This is a genomic window from Altererythrobacter xiamenensis, assembly GCF_900177715.1.
In the GTDB taxonomy this organism is placed as follows: Bacteria; Pseudomonadota; Alphaproteobacteria; order Sphingomonadales; family Sphingomonadaceae; genus Erythrobacter; species Erythrobacter xiamenensis.
This window is the reverse complement of the sequence record NZ_FXWG01000002.1, coordinates 398,120-417,935: the sequence shown is the minus strand read 5'-3', so window position 1 is coordinate 417,935 and position 19,816 is coordinate 398,120. Positions and strand designations below refer to the sequence as shown.

General features: G+C 60.8%; 19 protein-coding genes. 6 read left to right on the top strand and 13 right to left on the bottom strand.

What is annotated here, in order from left to right; all coding sequences use genetic code 11:
* Positions 1 to 155: 155 nt before the first annotated feature.
* Positions 156 to 1,277, top strand: a complete 1,122-nt coding sequence (locus CCE89_RS07320; RefSeq protein ID WP_086437389.1) for an OmpA family protein — start codon at positions 156 to 158, stop codon at positions 1,275 to 1,277.
* A 90-nt stretch (positions 1,278 to 1,367) separates the two neighbouring features.
* Entirely contained in the window at positions 1,368 to 1,937 is a 570-nt protein-coding gene (locus CCE89_RS07315; protein WP_086437388.1) for a superoxide dismutase family protein, read from the top strand.
* Here CCE89_RS07315 and CCE89_RS07310 read toward each other — a convergent pair.
* The 6 genes from CCE89_RS07310 to CCE89_RS15530 all read right to left on the bottom strand — a co-directional run bounded on the left by CCE89_RS07310 (position 1,934) and on the right by CCE89_RS15530 (position 8,754).
* The gene (locus tag CCE89_RS07310) at positions 1,934 to 3,523 is read right to left on the bottom strand and encodes a spinster family MFS transporter (protein ID WP_234989993.1); all 1,590 of its coding nucleotides are present in this window, start codon (positions 3,521 to 3,523) and stop codon (positions 1,934 to 1,936) included. The two genes, CCE89_RS07315 and CCE89_RS07310, sit on opposite strands and share 4 nt — an antisense overlap.
* Before the next feature lie 22 nt (positions 3,524 to 3,545).
* Positions 3,546 to 4,241, bottom strand: a complete 696-nt coding sequence (queC, locus tag CCE89_RS07305) for a 7-cyano-7-deazaguanine synthase QueC (protein WP_086437386.1) — start codon at positions 4,239 to 4,241, stop codon at positions 3,546 to 3,548.
* 560 nt (positions 4,242 to 4,801) lie between these two features.
* Positions 4,802 to 5,692, bottom strand: coding sequence for an Hsp33 family molecular chaperone HslO (hslO, locus tag CCE89_RS07295; RefSeq protein WP_086437385.1), 891 nt, complete (start codon positions 5,690 to 5,692; stop codon positions 4,802 to 4,804).
* Positions 5,693 to 5,744: 52 nt separating this feature from the next.
* Positions 5,745 to 6,680, bottom strand: a complete 936-nt coding sequence (gene argF, locus CCE89_RS07290) for an ornithine carbamoyltransferase (RefSeq protein WP_086437384.1) — start codon at positions 6,678 to 6,680, stop codon at positions 5,745 to 5,747.
* Positions 6,680 to 7,870 (bottom strand): aspartate aminotransferase family protein, encoded by a 1,191-nt coding sequence (locus CCE89_RS07285; protein ID WP_086437383.1) that lies wholly within the window; start codon positions 7,868 to 7,870, stop codon positions 6,680 to 6,682. Before CCE89_RS07285 ends, argF begins: the two co-directional genes overlap by 1 nt.
* Before the next feature lie 125 nt (positions 7,871 to 7,995).
* The gene (locus tag CCE89_RS15530; protein WP_086437382.1) at positions 7,996 to 8,754 is read right to left on the bottom strand and encodes a cold-shock protein; all 759 of its coding nucleotides are present in this window, start codon (positions 8,752 to 8,754) and stop codon (positions 7,996 to 7,998) included.
* A 278-nt stretch (positions 8,755 to 9,032) separates the two neighbouring features.
* Here CCE89_RS15530 and CCE89_RS07275 point away from each other — a divergent pair, with 278 nt between their 5' ends.
* Entirely contained in the window at positions 9,033 to 9,473 is a 441-nt protein-coding gene (locus CCE89_RS07275; RefSeq protein WP_086437381.1) for a TIGR01244 family sulfur transferase, read from the top strand.
* Here the strand turns inward: CCE89_RS07275 and CCE89_RS07270 are convergent, their stop codons facing one another.
* Positions 9,474 to 10,901, bottom strand: coding sequence for an amidohydrolase (locus tag CCE89_RS07270; RefSeq protein ID WP_086437380.1), 1,428 nt, complete (start codon positions 10,899 to 10,901; stop codon positions 9,474 to 9,476).
* 61 nt (positions 10,902 to 10,962) lie between these two features.
* Here CCE89_RS07270 and CCE89_RS07265 point away from each other — a divergent pair, with 61 nt between their 5' ends.
* The 3 genes from CCE89_RS07265 to CCE89_RS07255 are packed head-to-tail and all read left to right on the top strand — an operon-like array spanning position 10,963 to position 13,936.
* Positions 10,963 to 11,379, top strand: a complete 417-nt coding sequence (locus CCE89_RS07265) for a hypothetical protein (protein WP_234989992.1) — start codon at positions 10,963 to 10,965, stop codon at positions 11,377 to 11,379.
* Positions 11,372 to 12,325, top strand: coding sequence for a sterol desaturase family protein (locus CCE89_RS07260; RefSeq protein ID WP_086437379.1), 954 nt, complete (start codon positions 11,372 to 11,374; stop codon positions 12,323 to 12,325). Before CCE89_RS07265 ends, CCE89_RS07260 begins: the two co-directional genes overlap by 8 nt.
* Positions 12,326 to 12,349: 24 nt before the next feature.
* The gene (locus CCE89_RS07255) at positions 12,350 to 13,936 is read left to right on the top strand and encodes a GMC family oxidoreductase (RefSeq protein ID WP_086437378.1); all 1,587 of its coding nucleotides are present in this window, start codon (positions 12,350 to 12,352) and stop codon (positions 13,934 to 13,936) included.
* Between the two features lie 244 nt (positions 13,937 to 14,180).
* Here the strand turns inward: CCE89_RS07255 and CCE89_RS07250 are convergent, their stop codons facing one another.
* From CCE89_RS07250 to CCE89_RS07225, 6 genes are all read right to left on the bottom strand, one after another.
* Positions 14,181 to 15,548 (bottom strand): ammonium transporter family protein, encoded by a 1,368-nt coding sequence (locus tag CCE89_RS07250; RefSeq protein WP_086437377.1) that lies wholly within the window; start codon positions 15,546 to 15,548, stop codon positions 14,181 to 14,183.
* Between the two features lie 17 nt (positions 15,549 to 15,565).
* Positions 15,566 to 15,904, bottom strand: a complete 339-nt coding sequence (locus CCE89_RS07245; protein WP_086437376.1) for a P-II family nitrogen regulator — start codon at positions 15,902 to 15,904, stop codon at positions 15,566 to 15,568.
* Positions 15,905 to 16,052: 148 nt separating this feature from the next.
* On the bottom strand, positions 16,053 to 16,751 hold the full coding sequence (locus tag CCE89_RS07240) for an endonuclease/exonuclease/phosphatase family protein (RefSeq protein ID WP_086437375.1): 699 nt from the start codon (positions 16,749 to 16,751) through the stop codon (positions 16,053 to 16,055).
* Between the two features lie 15 nt (positions 16,752 to 16,766).
* The gene (locus CCE89_RS07235) at positions 16,767 to 17,342 is read right to left on the bottom strand and encodes a pyridoxamine 5'-phosphate oxidase family protein (protein WP_086437374.1); all 576 of its coding nucleotides are present in this window, start codon (positions 17,340 to 17,342) and stop codon (positions 16,767 to 16,769) included.
* Between the two features lie 13 nt (positions 17,343 to 17,355).
* On the bottom strand, positions 17,356 to 18,225 hold the full coding sequence (locus CCE89_RS07230) for an alpha/beta fold hydrolase (protein ID WP_086437373.1): 870 nt from the start codon (positions 18,223 to 18,225) through the stop codon (positions 17,356 to 17,358).
* Positions 18,226 to 18,274: 49 nt separating this feature from the next.
* On the bottom strand, positions 18,275 to 19,810 hold the full coding sequence (locus tag CCE89_RS07225) for a peptide chain release factor 3 (RefSeq protein WP_086437372.1): 1,536 nt from the start codon (positions 19,808 to 19,810) through the stop codon (positions 18,275 to 18,277).
* Between the last annotated feature and the right edge of the window lie 6 nt (positions 19,811 to 19,816).

Sequence of the window (19,816 nt, the reverse complement as noted above, 5' to 3'; positions counted from 1 at the left end):
AATTCAGCGCGGGAGACTTTGCGATACAATTCAATTGCTCGGGCAATAGAGGCTTATTTGCAACACCTCGTGCTGAATGCCCGCTTGCCACCATCCGGCTGAAAAGTTAGAACACCGGAAGGTAGCTCCAGTTCGCTAAGAAGGGGAATAATATAATGCGCAAACTCGTCATCGGAATGGCGATGGCTTCGACAGCGCTTGCTACGCCTGCGCTCGCTCGCGACGACCAATGGTACGTCGGGGTTGAGGGCGGTGTCATGCTCGTCGAAGACCTTGATATCGATATTTTGGACGGCACTGGTGATGCTCAGGCCGATCACGACACCGGCTACGATTTCGGTGCAATGGTTGGTTATGACTTCGGCGCTTTCCGTCTTGAGGCAGAAGCCAGCTATCGTGAAGCAGACCTTGAGCAACTCGCCTCGACGCCTCCTGGCCTGGTATCATCGAACGCCAATACCCGCCTCACCGGCCAGTACCCGGCAATCGGTGAAGGCAACGCGCTGAGCTTCATGCTTAACGGCATGTTCGACTTTGGGCCGGATGACGGTCTCCAGGGTTATGCCGGTGGTGGTATCGGTGTCGCCCGTGTCGAAGCTGAAGGCACGATCAACGTCAATGGTCCAGGCGCCTACAGCGATTCCGATACTGGTCTCGCTTGGCAGCTTCTTGCAGGCGTCCGCGCTCCAATCTCTGACAATTGGGATGTCGGTCTGCGGTATCGCTACTTCAATGCTCCGAATGTGAACATTGTTGATCTCGGCGGTGCCGATCTTGAAACAGATTGGAAGAGCCACTCGCTGCTCGGTACGCTGACCTACAACTTCGGTGGTGAAGAAGCGGCTCCGCCGCCTCCCCCGCCGCCTCCGCCTCCGCCGCCTCCGCCGCCTCCGCCGCCTCCGCCGCCGCCTCCGCCGGCACCGGTTTGCAACACGGGTCCGTACATCGTGTTCTTCAACTGGGATGAGTCGGACATCACTCCGGAAGCAGCCACGATTCTCAACAACGCCGTGACCGCTTACGCGGACTGCGGAATGGCGAGCGTCATGTTGGCTGGTCACACCGACACCTCGGGCAGCGCGACCTACAACATGGGTCTGGCTGAACGTCGTAACGCATCGGTTCGCGACTATCTGTCGAGCCGCGGCATTCCCGACGGTCGCATCACCAGCGAAGCGTTCGGCGAAACCCAGCTTCGCGTTCCGACCGCCGATGGCGTTCGCGAGCTGCAAAACCGCCGCGTGGAAGTAACTTACGGTCCGGGCTCGGGCATGTAAGTCGCTTCAACAGCGAAAAATACTGAAGGGGCCGGAGAAATCCGGCCCCTTTTGCGTTGGTAGTCTGAAACCAACCAAAGGAGTTTTCTCATGCGCCCTCTGACTATTACCCTGCTTTCCAGTTGCCTCGCGGCGGCTGCCTGCAGCCCTGAACAAGCTGAAGCGCCGGCAGAAAACACCGAGCAAGTGGCCGAGACCGGCCCCGAAGTCCTCGGTGAGGCAAATCTCAGTCTGGCCGACGGTTCGGAAGCTGGTTCCGCGAGCCTGATTCAAAATGGCGAGGGATTTGAAATGCGGATATCACTGACCGGATTGGAGCCGGGCGAACACGCGTTTCACATTCATACCACTGGTTTGTGCGAAGGCCCTGATTTCACATCGGCTGGAGGGCACCTCAATCCGCAAGGCAATACCCATGGCAGCCTGAGTGAAGGCGGTCGCCATCTTGGCGATCTTCCAAACATCACCGTTGGCGAGGATGGAAGCGTCACCCAGACAATCGCGCTCGACTGGGCTGGCCCAGACAGCACGAGTGCCATCTTTGACGCAGATGGTAGTGCCGTGATGGTCCACGAAGGTCCGGATGACTACATGACAGACCCCGCAGGTGCGGCCGGTTCGCGTGTTGCATGCGGCATTTTGACGCAGACGACGGGTTAGGCGCCGGAGACCCCGTCGATCTGTTCACCCGAGGCCTGAGCCCTCGAAATCACGGTTCGCTCCGCCTCTGGCACCGATCGATACGCAATGAACAGCAAAAGCAGCCCGATCGGGACTGCAACCAGCAAGCTTAGACCTCCAGTCGACAGGCTTCCGGTCATCGTGGAAACTTGGCCCGCCATATACGGGCCGAGAGCGAGGCCCACCAAGGTGGTGGCAAGGAAGAATGTCGCTGTCGCTGTTCCCCGCATGCGCGGTAGCACGAGGTCTTGGGTTGTCGCGGCGGCGCCACCCAGAGCCGAGCTTCCGAACAACGACTGCAGGAATGCGGCGATATAGAAGATGGTTGGATCCTGTGTCGTGAACATCAGATAGAGGAAGGGCGCCGCAGCCGTCAGGCCGAATGCGACCATTATCAGTCGGCCAGCCGGGTTGCGTTCGCGAAGCCAGTCAGCAGCACGTCCGCCAAAAATCACTCCAAGAAACCCACCGACCGCTCCTGGACCGCCGATCCACCAACCTGCGGTGGAGGGGGCTTCCTCGAGGATACGAATGGCATACGGCGCGGCCCAGAAAGACGCGGCGTAGGACATGAATGCGACCATTCCGTACCCCAGGATGGTCGTCAGGAATGCGGGTGTCCCCCAGATCAACTTGAAAGTTGGTTCGTCGCGGCGCTTGAGCGTCGATGCCCAGGAAAAGATCGCATAGTATCCGATCCCGATTGCACCCCACTGTTGGTAATTGTTTGTCGAAATGGCCATCGCATAAGCGATCCCGCCGATCACCGCTAAGCCGAGAAGGTTGATTGCAATGCCCCGCGTCCCTGCTCGAGCCGCTCCAATCAAGGTGAAAGGTGGTATGACGGCGACCAACTCCTGGAGGAAACCTCGGAACGGATCCTTTGGCGGCGGCGTTACAATACCTTCGCTTTCGCCTCTGAGAGGTTCGCGCAACGTGAACACCAGACCTGCAAGTAGCAAACCTGGAAGCCCGACAATAATGAAGGCTGCTTGCCAACCGGCGAGCCCCAGCGGTGCCTCGACCGGATAAGCGGCATTCCACCGTTCGACGATTGCGCCGCCGATCAACAGCGAAACGCCACCGCCGATGTAAAGACCAGACGAATAAATCGCGAGCGCCGTCGCACGCATCTTCTTTGGAAACCAATCCGAGATCAGGGAATAGGCGCTCGGACTCGCGGTCGCCTCACCCACACCCACGCCGACCCGTGCGACGCTCAAAGTTGCAAAGTTCTTTGCGAAACCGGAAAGGGCTGTGAAAGCTGACCATATGGCCAGGCCCGCCGTCATCAGCCTTACCCGGTGCCAACTATCCGCAAGCTTTCCGAGAGGAATGCCGAAGAGTGCATAGAACACCCCGAACGCCGTGCCGTATAGAAAGCCGATCTGATCATCTCGCAGCCCGAGGTCTGCCTTGATGTCCTCCGCCAGGATCGAAATGATATTGCGATCGACGAAATTGAGGACATAAATTATGACCAGGACCGAGAGCGCGTACCAACTGTAGGCTGGTACAGTCTCTTTCTTATCGGCCACTGTCGCATGGCTAGTTGCTTCGGTCACAATCCTATCCCTCGTTAGATTATTACTCGGCTGCGTAAGCCGTACTGTCTTCCAAGCCTGCCTCGGCGAATCCCTTGCGCCTGAGACGACATGAATCGCACAATCCGCAGGCCACCCCATGTTCGTCAGGATCGTAGCAGGACCAACTCCAGCTCGGATCCAGGTCGAGCCGGTAGCATTCCTTCGCGATGTCGGATTTGGTCAAATGCTGCAAAGGTGCGTGTATCGTGAAAGCATCGCCCCCTGCCCCTGATTTGGTGCCTAGGCGGGCAGTCTCCGCAAAGCTAGCAATGAACTCTGGGCGGCAGTCGGGATAGCCCGAGTAATCGAGCGCATTCACGCCGATAAAAATGTCCTGCGCTCCGCTCGCTTCGGCAAAAGCGGTCGTCAATGCAAGGAACACAAGATTGCGAGCCGGGACATAAGTGACCGGAATGTCTTCACTGACACCGCTCTTGGGAACAGCGATATCGTCGGTAAGCGCAGAACCCCCGAATGTACGCAGGTCAAGCGGAAGTTCGACATGTCGTTCGACCCCGAGCCGCTCGGCAATATCCCGAGCGGACCTGAGCTCCCGCAAATGTCGTTGTCCGTAATTGATGGTGAGTGCCTGAATGGCGAAACCGGCTTCTTTCGCCAGCGCGGCCACGACCATCGAATCGAGACCTCCGGAAAGCAACACCACCGCCTTCTTGCTGCTATGCACTTCGCTTCCCATAGCGCGGGCTTAGCGCGCCAGTGAGAATGTGCAATCTATCCTTTCATAGAAAGCGTGGTTCAGCCGCAATTTCCGGTGCGGCGCGCCTCAGCGTCGAACTGGAAGGGAAGACCGCCCTCAATCCCCTGGCTTTCCAGCTGGACCAGGCTGGCGGTTTCTCTCCGGATGCTCGTCCTGCCATAACCATTGCCCGGACAAGTATACTGCACGGCCACTTCGGAAGCTCCATCTTCGACGACAAATCGGCTGCAGTTGGGGTTGCCATGTTGCAACTGAATAAGCTCGCGGCCACTCCGGACGCAAACCTTGCGAGCAGGTGACCCGTCCCGAAATCGGATGGTCCATTCCCCCTTTGCAAGACTATCGAGCATGGCAAGTCGCGCGTTCTGGGCTTGGCCTGCGCCCGCGGACCCAACGACGAGCACGCCAGCGATGAGCGCAGTAACCGGCACGAGTGATTTAATTCCATTCATCGGACGATACTCCGCCACAATAGTGGCTATTCCAATCGAGCTTATCGCATGTTGTCGATAAACCGTTCCTTAACATCGATGAACCGTTCAGTTTGAGAGCGTGAACAGTCGCGAACAAAAGGCGCAATCTACAACAATGTTCCCTTTTTCGTTCCGCATTTCCTCGCGATCTTCAGGAGGAAAACGCGCGATAACGCTTTCGTAATGCTCGATAGAGCAGCGGCAACCCTTTCCTATTTTCGCACCTGGCCACACCCTGATCTCTTCCTCTTCGTGGAACAGCCTCCAGGCGATCGCCTCCATCGACAATTCGGGATCGACAAGTTCTGTATGCGAGAGACTTCCAGCTAGTGCTTCGACATGCTCCCAATCGGGATGATCGAGCCTGACATGCAACCGCTCGCGTCCTTCTTCGCCGTCAGCCATGTGCTGGACTAGGAAGCCACCACCGATGGTGCCGCCATTTCTTGAACTCACGGCGACACGGATTAGCGTCGGCACCTGTTCGGACTGGACGAAATACTTTTCGCAGGCTTCGGAAAGCGAATCCCCTTCAAGCGGAACAATGCCCTGATAGCGTTGCCCCTTGCCGGTCTCGAAAGTGATCGCCAGATAGCCTTTGCCGAACAAGGCGAAGAGCGAAGGATTTGCTCCCAGCTCTGCTAAACGCTCGTCGTCGAAGTCGGCATAGCCGCGCATCTCACCGGCACGATAGTCGCAGACAAGAAGATTCACCGCACCCGCCTCGGTCTGGGCTTGCATGGTCATCTGCGCGAGATCCCCTTTGAGCAATCCACCCATCAGCGCGCCAAGCACCAGCGCTTCCGCAAGCAGATGCGTGATCGGCGCTGGATAATTGTGGGCGGAGAGGATCTCGCCGAGCACCCCATCAAGGCGCACGACCCTTCCCCGGGCACTACGGCCCGGAAGAGTGAAACTCAGCAATTGATCGCGATAAATCTCTGGCTTCTCGGTCATCCGCGACAATATGGGGCCGGTCCCCGGCGAAAGTAAGAGGTTGGCCCGTCAATCAGCCGAGAAGACCGAAGCTCCAGAGCAGGATTGCCTTCTGCGCATGAATTCGGTTTTCCGCCTCGTCGAAGACGACAGACTGCGAGCCCTCGAATACGCTCTCGCTGACTTCGTCGCCGACATGGGCAGGCAAGCAATGGAGAAAGAGCGCATCCTTCTTCGCATGCACCATCAGGCGCTCGTTCACCTGGTAGGGCGCCATGGCCGCAAGCTTGTTGTGCGCATGATCCTGACCCATTGAAACCCAGGTATCCGTCACGATGACGTCGGCGCCGTCGGCAGCAGCGGCCGCATCTTGGGTCAAGGTGACGTGCGAACCGTTGGCGCGCGCATTTTCAATGAACTCCGGATCCGGCTCGTAACCCTTGGGCGTGGCGACGCGCACGTTGAACTTCATCAAGCCAGCGGCTTCGAGGATCGAGTGCAGCACGTTGTTACCATCACCGAACCAGGCCAGTTCAAGGCCTGGCAGCGCCTTGCCATGCTCGATCACGGTCAGAAGATCGGCGACGATCTGGCATGGATGCGACCTGTCGGTCAGCCCATTGATGACGGGCACGCTGGCATAGCGCGCCAGCTCTTCTGCCTTGGCATGATCGTCCGTTCGGATCATGATCGCATCGGCCATCCGGCTGAGCACCCGCGCGGTATCCGCGATGCTTTCACCCCGGCCGAGCTGGCTCGAGCTCGAATCGAGGATCAGCGAGCCGCCGCCAAGCTGGCGCATGGCAATGTCGAAGCTGACGCGCGTGCGCGTAGAGTTCTTCTCGAAAATCATGGCAAGCACACGCCCGTCGAGCGGCCTGTCGGCGTCCGCCTTGCCCTTGGGCCAATCGAGCCGTGCCGCCTTGCGATCGATCGCGTCTCCGATCATGGCCGCGATCGCATCGCCGCCAGCGTCGGCAAGATCGAGAAAGTGCCGGAGATCTGCCATCAGGCCGGTTCCGGCACCGAATAGCTGGCCGCGCCTGCCGAAAGCTTCTCGAAAAACTCGTCCATCTCGGCATCGCCGATCACGAGCGGCGGGAGCACGCGCAAGGTGTTGTCGCCAGCGGCGACGGTCAGCAGCTGGTGATTGTCGCGCAAGTGGACGAAGAAGGGCCGACTTTCGACCTTCATCTTGATGCCAAGCATCAACCCCTTGCCGCGAACGAGCTCAAACAGCTCGGGATAGTTACCTATGAACTGTTCGAGACGCGACCGCAGCCGCTCACCCTTTTCACGGACCGAGGCGAGAAACGCGTCGTTCGCGACCGCTTCCATCACCGCGCTGCCTGCCGCCATTGCGAGCGGGTTTCCGCCATAGGTCGAACCATGCGTGCCGAAGCCCATGCCGCGGGCCGCTTTCTCGGTCGCCATGCAGGCGCCGAGCGGGAAGCCGCCGCCGATGCCCTTGGCGGTGGCGAGAATATCGGGCTCGATCCCATACTGTTCGTATGCGTAGAGCGTGCCGGTGCGGGCCACGCCGCATTGCACTTCATCGAGCACGAGCATGAGATCATTTTCGTCCGCAAGCTGACGAAGGCCTTTCATGAACGCGTCCGAGGCCGGGCGGATACCGCCCTCGCCCTGGATCGGCTCGACCAGAAATCCTGCCGTGTGCTCGTTCATCAGAGCCTTGGCGGAATCCAGATCGTCGAACTCTGCGTATTTGAAACCGGCAAGCAGCGGAGAAAATCCGTGATGCATCTTCTCCTGGTTCGACGCACTGATCGTCGCCATCGTCCGTCCGTGGAAGGCGTTCTTGAATGTGATCAGCTCGAACTTGGTCGTATCGCCTTCATGCTGGTGATAGGCGCGAGCGGTCTTGATCGCGGTTTCGACTGCCTCTGCGCCCGAGTTGGTGAAGAAGACAGTGTCGGCGAACGTGTTGTCGACCAGCGTTTGCGCGAGTCTTTCGCCTTGCGGACTGCCATAGAGGTTGGAGACGTGCATGAGGGTCTCCGCCTGCTGCTGGATCGCCTTGATCAGCCCCTCGTGCGAATGGCCAAGCAGGTTCACTGCAATTCCGCTCGCGAAGTCGAGATAACGCGTGCCGTCCTCGTCGATCAGGTGGCAGTGCTCACCGCGCACCGGCCGGACACCGCAACGCGGATAAACGGGCATGAGGGGGGAAATCGACATCGGACAACCTCTGGTAGTGAAACGTTTCGTTGAAAGAGAAATGGCGGCCCCGTTAAGGACCGCCACTTCGCGCCGTTTAGATTGTCGTTACACGCCGGTCAAACCGGCGGCCGTGACTTACGGGATCAGTCTTGAACGGGCACAAGATTGACCGCCGAGTATTTGCCTCGTCGATCGACCTCGAGGTCGAACTCGAACCGTTCGCCTTCGTTAATGCCCTGCAGGCCCGAACGTTCAACCGCACTGATGTGCACGAAGGCATCGGGCTGGCCATCGTCGCGCGTCAGGAAGCCGAAGCCCTTCATCGAGTTGAAGAACTTGACCGTTCCGGTCGCCTTGTCGCCGGTCAGCTCGCGCTGCGGCGGGCCGCCACGCGACTGCACTTCGATCACGTCGCCAACGATCTGAAGATCCTGTGCGGAGACCTTGCCACCCCGGTCGACGAGGTTGAATTCAAGCTCCTGCCCTTCGGCGAGACCTTCGAGGCCGGCACGTTCCACGGCACTGATGTGAACGAAGATATCTTCGCCCCCAGTTTCCTGCTGGATAAAGCCGAAGCCTTTCTGGCCGTTGAAGAACTTTACCGTCCCCTTGCCGGTGCCAACGACCTGAGCGGGCATGCGGTTGAAACCGCCGCCGCCGCCGCCGGGGCCGCCGGGGCCACGACCGCGGCCACCGCCACCGCCGCCGAAGCGGTCACCACCGCCACCGAAGCGATCACCGCCGCCGGGGCCGCGGTCATCATCGAAACGACCGCGTCCGCCACCGCCGAAATTGTCGCGCGGGGGCATGCCGTCCATCCCGCCGCCAAATGGATCGAAACCCTCTTCGCCAAATCCGTCGCGCTTGTCCCTGCCGCGGCGGCGCCCTCTGTCGTAACCCATAACCTAATTCGTACCTTGTCGTGTCGTCCTAAAATCAATTTGTCCGCTGAAGGCGACGACGACCCCACCGAACATAGCGGGCGCACCGGATGAATGCCGGATCCCACCTCCACAAGCTCCCAGCATAGCGCAGAATATCGCGCCAAGCGAACAATTTAACAATCTCGGCCTCTATGGCGCAGAATTGTGACATTTTCGCATAGCAGCAGGGCATTGCGAAGCCCGCTCACTTGCGCGTAGAGCCTGTGAAGATCGTTCATCGCAAGGAGTAAATACGCGTGTCCAAGTTTCGCAAGCTTTCCGATTCGATGTTCGCAAGTCCCCAGATCGGACTGGACGATGTGGACCGCGCGCGAAGCGAAGGCGTGACGTTGATCGTCAACAACAGGCCCGACGGCGAAGCACCGGAGGAACCGCAAGGCGCCGAGATCGAGAGCGCCGCCAAGGCTGCAGGAATCGACTATCTCGCCATTCCCGTGACCCATGCCGGCTTCAGCCTCGACCAGGTAGAGCGCATGAATGAAGCGATTTCTCAGGCCGACGGTAACGTACTCGCCTATTGCCGGAGCGGAACGCGCTCGACCTTACTGTGGGCGATGGCGCAGGCGAAACTGGGCATGGATCCGGACACCATTGCAGCGGCGGCTGCCGGAGCGGGCTATGACATCTCGCCCGTCCGACCCACAGTCGATATGCTCGCGAGCCAGTCGCGCGGCTGACTATCGGCGATAATCGAGCGGCGGGTCGCGGTCGCCAAGCAGCGATTTGTACTGGTAGTCCGGCCCCCGCGCGGCGTCGAACTCGGCCTTGGCAGCGGCGCGCAGTTCGGGATTGGTGAACAACTCGGCCGCCATCAGCGCCATCGCCTTCGCCGCCACCTGAGCGCCTTTGTGTCCGATCGAATGTCCGCTGGCGGCAACCGCTTGCCAACTATGCGCGCTGGTCCCCGGGACCCAGGTCGCGGTGCGAACGCCGACCGTGGGGGTTGCCCAGGATACGTCGCCAACATCGGTCGAGCCATAGCCCAGCGACTTTTGATAGGGCTGGATATCGCCTGCACTTTCGAGCGGCTTGGCCGCATCGCCGAGACTTTCCGAGATCTGTGCGGCCCAGGCACGCTCTTCTTCCGTGTAATCGACACCGCCCACGGCGCGCAGCTTTTCGTCCATCGCCCGCGCCAGCGTCTCGTTGACTAGCAGCGGGTTATTACCGTGGATCACTTCCCACTTCACTTGCGTGCCCGTTCCCATGGCCGCGCCTTCGGCAGCCTTTTCCAGCCGCTGCCAGATCGCCTCGACACCTTCGGGTTCGGGATGGCGGACGTAGTAAAAGACTTCCGCGAAGTCGGGCACCACATTGGGCGCATTGCCGCCTGAAGTGATGACGTAATGCATGCGCGCGTCTTGCGGCATGTGCTCGTGCATCATGTTCGCCATCATGTTCATCGCTTCTGCCCCGTCGAGCGCGGAGCGGCCTCTTTCGGGAGCGCCCGCCGCATGCGCCGAGATGCCGGTGAAGCGGAACTTCGCGGATCGGTTGGCAAGGCTCGTACGGGCCGCCGCGCTGTTTTCGTCATCGGCGTGCCAGTGGATCGCAATATCGACATCGTCGAACATGCCCGCGCGGGTCATGTAGACCTTGCCAGAGCCGCCTTCCTCAGCAGGTGTGCCATAGAGACGAATGCGTCCGGGCGTGCCGGTATCCTCGAGCCATTTCTTGACCGCGATCGCCGCTGTGAGCGAGCCCGCGCCGAAGAGGTTATGACCGCAGGCATGGCCCGCGTGCTTGTCGGCAACCGGATCACGGCTGGCCGAAGCGGACTGGTTGATACCCGGCAGCGCGTCCATTTCGGCGAGGATCGCAATGACAGGACCGCCCTCGCCCCATTCAGCCACGAAGGCCGTCGGAATCTCGGCAATGCCCACCTCGACGTCAAAACCTTCGGCGGCGAGTTCGTCCTGCAGGAGCGCGCTCGAGCGCGATTCGAGATAGCCGAGCTCAGCCCATTCCCACAGTTGCCCGGCTACGCGTTCGGTGCGATCGGCCTCGGCAGCGACAATTGCCGCGGGGTCACCATTGTCCTGTGCCTGTAGCGGCGCACCGAGTGCGAGTGCGGCGACGCCTGCCAGTGCAAAAATCCGTTTCATTCGATACTCCCTTGTTGCCGCCTGCTTGCCGCAAAGTGAGCGCTATGCCAATCGCGCAATCATGGATTTGCCACCGGCCTTGGTTCAGTTTCTCGGCTCGCTCATCGCGATTCTCGCGCTGGCGGGCATTGCCTTGTGGTTGAAGCTCGGCCCAACCCCTCGCCTTTCAGACGAAGACGAGGCCCGCGCTGCTGCCGACGAAGCTGTGAGCGGGTTCGAGCCGGTGGAGATTGGATTGGACCGCGAAGGGCGCGGTGCACTTCTGCGCGATGCCGAAGGACGGATACTACTGCTGCGCCCACACGGAACGCATTTCGCGGGCAGGCTGCTGTCGCCGGATGCCAGAATGGCGACGGAGGGCGACGTGCTCCTGGTCGATTCCGCCGAGAAGCGTTTTGGAACAGCGCAGCTGACCCTCGATGATCCTTCAGCTTGGATGCAGGCACTCAACGCGATAAAGCCCCCTGATCATGCCTGACTTCTCGCCCACCGAATACGCCGTGCCCGGCTTTGTCGCGCTCGTCCTGATCGAGATGATCTGGGCCTGGCGGAACCGGCCCAACGCCTATGAGCCGAAAGATACGCTGACCAGCCTGGCCTTCGGGCTCGGCAGCACCGTTTCGGGGCTAATCTTCGGCGGCGTGTTCGTCGCGCTGTTTCTGGCCGCCTGGGAATATCGCCTGTTCGATTTCGGCGAGGAATGGTGGGCGCTGTGGTGGGCCTGGCCGCTCTGCTTCGTGCTGGATGACCTCGCCTATTACTGGGTCCACCGCGCCGGACACCGCATCCGCTGGATGTGGGCGGCGCATGTGAACCACCATTCCAGCCAGCACTACAATCTTTCGACTGCGCTGCGGCAGACCTGGACCAATTTCCTCACCATAGGCTTCCTGTTCCGCCTGCCCTTGGTGCTGATCGGATTTCACCCGGCGATGATCGCAATCGTTGCCGGCTTCAACCTCATCTACCAGTTCTGGATCCATACCGAAGCGATCGGAAGGATGCCGCGCTGGTTCGAAGCGGTGATGAACACGCCGAGCCACCACCGCGTCCACCACGCCACAAATCCGCGCTATCTCGACCGCAACTACGCCGGCGTCTTCATCATCTGGGACAAGATGTTCGGCACGTTCGAGCCTGAAAGCGACGAGGAGAAAATCCGCTACGGCATCGTCAAGCAACTCGGCAGCTTCAACCTGCTTTGGGCGGTGTTTCACGAATGGGTCGGTATCGTGCAGGACATGTGGCGCGCACCGTGGAAGCACAAATTGTCTTATCTGCTGCGCGAACCCGGCTGGACGCATGACGGCAGCCGCGAGACGTCGGACATGATACGCGCACGCTGGCTGAAAAAGCGTGACACGCAGGCACCGCAAACAGTTTTAAGCGAAAACCCGATTGCGGGAAGCGGCGAGCCTGCGTAACTCTCTTCTTCAAGAGGAGAGAGAATGGATACCTTCGACTATATCGTGATCGGTGGCGGCAGCGCGGGCAGCGCGGTCACCGGAAGACTGGCGCAAGATGGCGGGACGAGCGTCTGCCTGCTCGAAGCAGGCGGCACGAATGACAATTTCCTGGTCAAGACGCCCGGAATGATGCCCTTCCTGCTCAAGAACGCGAATTACCGCTTCGAGACGGTGCCACAGAAGGGGCTGAACGGGCGCACAGGCTATCAACCGCGCGGCAAGGGACTGGGCGGATCATCGGCGATCAATGCGATGGTCTATATTCGCGGCAATGCGTGGGATTACGACAATTGGGCAGCGCTCGGCTGCAACGGCTGGGCTTATGAGGACGTCCTTCCTTACTTCAAACGCTCCGAAAGCAATGAGCGCGGGGGCGATGAATATCACGGCGGTGAAGGCCCGCTGCGCGTGTCCGATCAGAAGTGGGCCAACCCTACCAGCCACGCTTTCGTCGCCAGCGCGGCCAATCTGCAGCTTCCCACCACGCGCGACTTCAATGACGCAACGCAGGAGGGCTTCGGACTTTACCAGGTGACGCAAAAGGACGGCGAGCGCTGGTCGGCAGCGCGCGCCTATGTCGAACCGCTGCGCGGCAAGCCCAATCTCGACATTCGCACCGGGACACTGGTCGAGAAGCTGGTCATCGAGAACGGGCGCGTCACCGGCGTCGCGATCCGCCGCGGCAACAAACGCGAGGTCGTGCAGGCGAAGCGCGGTGTCATCCTGAGCGCGGGCGCCTTCAATTCTCCGCAAATCCTGATGCTGTCCGGCATCGGTCCGGGCGAGCATCTGCGCGAGCATGGCATCGAAGTTGCGCTCGACAGGCCAGCGGTCGGCTCCGACCTGCAGGACCACATCGATTACGTCTCCGGCTGGGAGACGGTTTCGAAGGAGCCGATCGGGAGCAGCCTTGCGGGCACCTGGCGCATGGCCAAGGCCATCATCGAGCACCGGCGCAAACGCACCGGTATAATGACCACGCCCTATGCCGAGGCGGGCGGCTTCTGGAAGGTGATGCCCGACTCGCCCGCGCCAGACATCCAGTGGCACTTCGTGCCTGCAGTGCTCGAAGATCACGGCCGCGAAAAGGTGAAGGGGCACGGTTTCTCGCTCCATGCCTGTGTGCTCAGACCCGAAAGCCGGGGCACCGTGCGGCTGAATTCCGCCCGGGCTGGGGATGCGCCGCGGATCGATCCCAACTTCCTCGATGATGATCGCGATATTGCCACCCTGCGCGCAGGCGTCCGCCTGTCGCACCGGATCGCCGAGGCTCCGCCGCTTACCGATTACGAACCGACGGACCGCCATCCGATCGACATCAACAACGATGCCGAGCTGGACGAGTTGATCCGTAATCGTGCGGACACCGTCTATCACCCGGTCGGCACGTGCCGCATGGGTGCGGACGAGGACAGCGTCGTCGATACGCAACTGAAAGCGCGCGGTATCGAAGGGCTGTGGGTGGCCGATGCTTCGATCATGCCGCGGCTGATCTCGGGCAACACCAATGCGCCGAGCATCATGATCGGCGAACGCTGCGCTGATTTTGTGAAAGCCGCGCACGCATGATGCTCGTGATCGCCTTGCGCACCTTCTGACTCAAAACCGGTTCCCACTTTGCTGAAGGTGCAAGGGGCATCATGAGCGGCGAACGCTGCGCGGACTTCATCAAAGCACAAGCCTAGCAAATACAAAAAAGGGGCCGGAGCAATGCTCCGGCCCATCTGAGTCGAGTGTTCGCAGGAGGAACACGGTGAGGCGGGGAGAGGAGGGAGAGGAAGAGAGTTCCTCGCCCCGCCAAACTTGTGGTGGGTTACGCCTGGTTGGCGAGCCCCGGGTAGGCTTCGACACCCGTTTCGTGGATATCGAGACCCGCCATTTCGACTTCCTCCGAAGGACGCACCCCGATGGTGGCCTTGAGAGCAAACCAGATGACTGCCGATGCGAGGCTCACCCAGACAGCGGTCAGGACTACGCCGACGAGCTGGCCCATGAAGGTCGCATCCCCGGTCCAGGCAACGATCAGCGTGCCCCAGATACCGGCGATGAGGTGAACCGGGATGGCGCCGACGACGTCGTCGATCTTCAGCTTGTCGAGCAGCGGAACCGTGAAGACCACGATCGCACCACCGATACCGCCGATCAGGATCGACTGGCCCACGGTCGGAGCGAGCGGCTCTGCCGTGATCGAAACGAGGCCTGCCAGCGCGCCATTGAGCGCCATGGTAACGTCAGCCTTCTTGTAGCGAAGCTGCGTGAGGATGATCGCGACCACCACGCCGCCAGCGGCTGCCATGTTGGTGTTGACGAAAATCTTCGACACGTCCGATGCGTCACCGACGGTGCCCATCGCGAGCTGCGATGCGCCGTTGAAGCCGAACCAGCCGAGCCACAGGATGAAGGTACCCAGCGTCGCGAGCGGAATGTTCGAACCCGGGAAGACGTTGACCTGTCCGTTCGCACCGTAGCGGCCCAGACGCGGACCGATGATCAGCGCGCCGACCAGAGCAGCCCAGCCGCCTGTCGAGTGCACCAGAGTCGAACCGGCAAAATCGGAGAAGCCGTGGACGGTGTCGAGGTAGCCGCCGCCCCATTCCCAGCTGACCACGACCGGATAGATGATCGCGGTGAGGATGGTGACGAAGATGAAGAACGGAACGATCTTCACACGCTCGGCAACCGTGCCTGAAACGATCGAAGCGGTGGTCGCGCAGAACACCATCTGGAAGAACCAGTCGGATGCGACCGAGTAACCGGTATCAAGGTCAGCCGAGCCAACCTCCTGCATCGAGTACGGGAAGCCAGCGACCCCGAACAGGCCCAGCGATCCCTCCCCGAAGCCGGGATAGGCGATCGAATAACCGATGACCCAGAACATCAGGCCAGCAATCGAATAGAGGCCGATATTCTTGAGACACTGCGTCGAGGTGTTCTTGGTGCGGACAAGGCCGGCTTCGAGCATGGCGAAGCCTGCCGCCATCCACATGACCAGGAAGCCGCCGATAAGAAACAGCAGCGTGTTGAAGATATAGGCCGTCCCGCCGCCTACTGCATCGGCAGCAGGAGCCGCAGCTTCCGCTGCCGTCTCGACCGCCTCTGCAACTGGCGCCGCCAGGGCGGGTTGCGATACGGCAAGCGCGCCCAGTGCAAGGGCGCCATATTTGATGATAGCTTTCTGCATTTGTCTTGCCCCCTCGTTCAAAGCGCGGTGTCGCCGGTTTCACCGGTGCGAATGCGCGTTGCGCTGGCGAGATCGAGCACGAAGATCTTTCCGTCTCCGATCGCATCGGTGCTTGCGGTTTGCTGGATGGTCTCGACGACCTGCGCGGCCATATCGTCGCTCGCTGCAACCTCGAGTTTTACCTTCGGCAGCATGTTGGTCGAATACTCGGCTCCGCGATAGATTTCGGTCTGACCCTTTTGGCGACCAAACCCCTTCACTTCGGAAACGGTCATGCCGGCGACCCCGATGTTGCCCAGCGCTTCGCGGACTTCATCGAGCTTGAATGGTTTTATTACGGCGATGATGAACTTCATCCCTGCCCCCTTCTGCTTGCCGGACGAACCCGGACTTCGCACCTGCAGCAAGGGGCGTGCCAAAATCGAGAAAGGTGGGATTCCCGCGTTTAATGGCGGAGGAGCGGCAACCGCCTGGGCGCTCAATGCCTAAAACTTAAGCAGCTGATTAACCTTTGGGCAATTGAAGGCGGGCCCAGACCGGCAGATGGTCCGAAGCCTGCACAGCCAGCGTGCTGTGGTGAACGCCGCTGTCAACATAGTGCCAGTCGGGCGTCGCCACGATCCTGTCGAGTTGCGCCACCGGCCGCCGCGCCGGATAGCTCGCGCCCGGGGTGATGATCTGCCAGGCGAGCGCGAAATCCTGCATTGCGCCGGTCAGCCGGCCCCACTGGTTGAAGTCGCCCATGATCACGGTCGGCATGGCATTTCCGTTGCTGCAATGATCCAGCATCGCGCGGATTTGATCGCGTCGTCTGAGGCCAGAGAGGTCGAGGTGCGTGCCGAGCACGCGTATGCGGGCACCGTTGAGCGTCAATTCGCCCATGACCGCACCGCGCGGCTCGAGCGTTGGAAGATCGAGCGGCCCGGCAGCGACGAAATTCATGTCGCGTCGCACAAGCAGGGCATTGCCGTGCCATCCGAGGCTTCGGCGCCTCTTGGACACGGGCAGAGCCCGCCATCGCGTATCATCGAGAAGCGCACGCGGGATCGTGCTGGCCCGTTCGCCCAACCGCCGATCGGATTCCTGCAGTGCGATGATATCGGCATCGATTTCGCGCAGGACGGCGATAATGCGCTCAGGGTCACGCTTGCCGTCAGTCCCGACGGACTTGTGAATATTATAGCTTGCGAAAGTCAGCTCCACTCTGAGCCTTACCCGTCAGTCGGCCGTCGGTTCCGGCTCACCCGCGATGTATCGGTCTGTCGCGCGGGTCGGCAGACCGTCGATGCTGGAAATCCGGGTCGCCATCTTGGCCTCCCATTCCGCAGGGTTGGCCTGCGCATGCGCTTTCTTGAGAGTCTCGCGCTCGCGCTCATACTCCATGAAGGGCACACCCCAACCGCAGCTCGTCTGTACCGTTTCGACATCGATGACGAAGATCTGACGGGTTCCGGGCAGCAGGGTGAACCTGTCGGCCAGCGCCTCCCACCCATCGTCCTGCGGCAGTACCGGCACGCCGCGGCCGTATATGCGCAGTATCAGCGCGGGCTGTTCGAAATTGCAGAACATCACCGTGATGCGGCCATCGGCGGCGAGATGCGCGTGGGTTTCATTTCCCGAACCGCCGAGGTCGAGATAGGCGACGCGTTTGGGCGAGAGCACGCGGAAGGCGTCATAACCCTTGGGGCTGAGATTGATGCGCCCCATGGGCGCTGCAGTCGCGACGAAGAAGACCGGCTGTTTCTCGATCATCGCGACATGCTTGTCATCCAGTGCGTCGAAAAACTCGGCCATCGTCTCGGTTCTCCTAAAGGAAATCTCGCAGCGTTTTCATGAAGCGGTCGAACTGGTCGTGGTGGAGCCAGTGCCCTGCGTTCTCGAACTCGATCACGTCGGCATTATTGAAGTGCACGATCCGGCCGTCCTTCTCCGGGTTCGAAGCCCAGCTGTCGGCACCGTAGAGGAGCAGCGTGGGCGCCGTAATCGCGCCCCAGGTCTGCTGCAGGAACTCGTCGGCAATGTCCTCGACACCCCAGACGTTCAGGTGCGGATCGAACTTCCAGCTGTATGTGCCATCCTCGTTGCGATTTACCCCGTGAATGGTGAGGTGGCGCGCCTGTTCCTCGGTCAGATAGCTGTTTTCCTCGATCATCCGCTTGAACGCCGCTTCAATCGATTCGTATTTGCGGGGCGTCCGGCCGGAAGCGGAGCGTTTCTTGCCGATCCATTCGGCAAGCCGCTCAGGATATGGCCTGGCGCGCATTTCTTCCTGACGGGACGGGCTCGGTCCAAGCCCCTCGATCGCGACGATCTTCTTGACCATGTCGGGAAAGGTTCCGGCATAGCGCAGCGCAACATTCCCGCCCATCGAATGGCTCACCAGCGTGACCGGCCCGACGCCGAGCTGGTGTATGAATTGCGCGAGGTCATAAACCATGTCGCTGGCCGAATAATTGCCATCCGACACCCAATCGCTGTCGCCATGGCCGCGGTGGTCCATCGCAACCACGTGCCAGTCGCCGCAAAGCTCCTCGGCAACCCAGTCCCAGCTGCGCGCATGGTCGCGCCCGCCATGCACCAGCACGAGCGGAGGTTTGCCGCGATTGCCCCAGTCGACATAATTGAGGCGCATGCGCTGGGAGATGAAAGTCTGGTTGGTGGGTCCGGTGCCGTTCATGCGCGAAGCTTTGCGGAAATCCCGCGCTCGCCGCAAGCCTGACGTTACGTCAGCGTTCCTTGGTTGCGGAGAAGGTCAGCTCGGGATGCTGTTCGGCCTGATAGTTAACGTCCCACGGGCTCTTCGCCATGAAGACGATATCCCCGTCACGATCCTTGGCGAGGTTGGCGCGGTTGAAGTCCTCGAATTTCTTCACCGCTGCCGCGTCGCCCTTGATCCACCGCGCGGTGGCAAAGGGAGAAGCTTCGAGATTCGCGCCGACCTTGTATTCAGCCTCGAGCCGCGAGACGAGCACATCCAGCTGTAGCTGGCCCACCACGCCGATAATCCATTGCGCGCCGATCTCCGGGTAGAACACCTGGATCACGCCCTCTTCGGAAAGGTCGTCGAGCGCCTTCCTCAATTGTTTGGTCTTGGTCGGATCCTTGAGCACGATGCGGCGCAGGATTTCCGGCGCAAAATTCGGCAGGCCGGTAAAGCGGACGTCGTTCTTCTCGGAGAGCGTATCGCCCACACGCAGCGTCCCGTGGTTGGGAATGCCGATGATGTCGCCCGCCTCGGCCGTATCGGCAATCTCGCGGTCCTGCGCGAAGAACAGGATCGGCGAATGCACTGCGATCGGTTTGCCGAGGCCGCTCGGCGTCAGCTTCATGCCGCGTTTGAAGGTGCCAGACACCTGCCGCATGAAAGCGATGCGGTCGCGGTGGTTGGGGTCCATATTGGCCTGCACCTTGAAGATGAAGCCGGTGACTTCGTCGCGGTCGGGGCTGATCTGCTCTTCGCCAGCCGGCTGCGGGCGCGGCGGCGGCGCGTATTTCGCGATCGCATCGATCAGTTCGGTGACGCCGAAGTTCTTGAGCGCAGATCCGAAATAGACCGGTGTCAGGTCGCCATTGCGATAGGCCTCCAGATCGAACTCGGGATAGCCGATCTGCGCCAGCTCGGCGTTCTCCTCGACCTCGTCGGGCAGGTCGAAACCGGCCACGCGCTTGCCGCGATATTCCTTGCTCGGCCCCTCGGGCACGACCACTTCCCCGCTGGCGAAGTCGAGAATGCCCTTGAACTCGCCGCCCATGCCCACCGGGTACATCTGGGGCGAGACATCGAGCGCCAGCATGTCGGCAATCTCGTCGAGCAGCTCGAACACCGGGCGGCCTTCGCGGTCGACCTTGTTGACGAAGGTGATGATCGGCACGCTGCGAAGCCGGCACACCTCGAACAGCTTGCGCGTCTGCGGCTCGATGCCCTTGGCAGCGTCGATCACCATGATCGCGGAATCGACCGCAGTCAGAGTGCGATAGGTGTCTTCGGAGAAATCCTCGTGCCCCGGCGTGTCGAGCAGGTTGAAGGTGATCGTTTCACCGTCATAGTCCTTCTCGAACGTCATCACGCTGGAGGTGACCGAGATGCCGCGCTGTTGCTCGATCTTCATCCAGTCAGACCGCGCACGCCGCGCCTGTCCGCGCGCCTTGACCTCGCCCGCGAGATGGATTGCGCCGCCTTGCAGCAGCAGCTTTTCGGTAAGCGTGGTCTTACCCGCGTCAGGGTGCGAGATGATCGCGAAGGTACGGCGATTGGAGGTCATGTGTCG

Coding starts and splice junctions, on each gene's coding strand:
- CCE89_RS07320 (WP_086437389.1), top strand. CDS start 156: ATGCGCAAACTCGTCATCGGAATGGCGATGGCTTCGACAGCGCTTGCT.
- CCE89_RS07315 (WP_086437388.1), top strand. CDS start 1,368: ATGCGCCCTCTGACTATTACCCTGCTTTCCAGTTGCCTCGCGGCGGCT.
- queC (WP_086437386.1), bottom strand. CDS start 4,241: ATGGGAAGCGAAGTGCATAGCAGCAAGAAGGCGGTGGTGTTGCTTTCC.
- hslO (WP_086437385.1), bottom strand. CDS start 5,692: ATGACCGAGAAGCCAGAGATTTATCGCGATCAATTGCTGAGTTTCACT.
- argF (WP_086437384.1), bottom strand. CDS start 6,680: ATGGCAGATCTCCGGCACTTTCTCGATCTTGCCGACGCTGGCGGCGAT.
- CCE89_RS07285 (WP_086437383.1), bottom strand. CDS start 7,870: ATGTCGATTTCCCCCCTCATGCCCGTTTATCCGCGTTGCGGTGTCCGG.
- CCE89_RS15530 (WP_086437382.1), bottom strand. CDS start 8,754: ATGGGTTACGACAGAGGGCGCCGCCGCGGCAGGGACAAGCGCGACGGA.
- CCE89_RS07270 (WP_086437380.1), bottom strand. CDS start 10,901: ATGAAACGGATTTTTGCACTGGCAGGCGTCGCCGCACTCGCACTCGGT.
- CCE89_RS07265 (WP_234989992.1), top strand. CDS start 10,963: ATGGATTTGCCACCGGCCTTGGTTCAGTTTCTCGGCTCGCTCATCGCG.
- CCE89_RS07260 (WP_086437379.1), top strand. CDS start 11,372: ATGCCTGACTTCTCGCCCACCGAATACGCCGTGCCCGGCTTTGTCGCG.
- CCE89_RS07255 (WP_086437378.1), top strand. CDS start 12,350: ATGGATACCTTCGACTATATCGTGATCGGTGGCGGCAGCGCGGGCAGC.
- CCE89_RS07250 (WP_086437377.1), bottom strand. CDS start 15,548: ATGCAGAAAGCTATCATCAAATATGGCGCCCTTGCACTGGGCGCGCTT.
- CCE89_RS07245 (WP_086437376.1), bottom strand. CDS start 15,904: ATGAAGTTCATCATCGCCGTAATAAAACCATTCAAGCTCGATGAAGTC.
- CCE89_RS07235 (WP_086437374.1), bottom strand. CDS start 17,342: ATGGCCGAGTTTTTCGACGCACTGGATGACAAGCATGTCGCGATGATC.
- CCE89_RS07230 (WP_086437373.1), bottom strand. CDS start 18,225: ATGAACGGCACCGGACCCACCAACCAGACTTTCATCTCCCAGCGCATG.
- CCE89_RS07225 (WP_086437372.1), bottom strand. CDS start 19,810: ATGACCTCCAATCGCCGTACCTTCGCGATCATCTCGCACCCTGACGCG.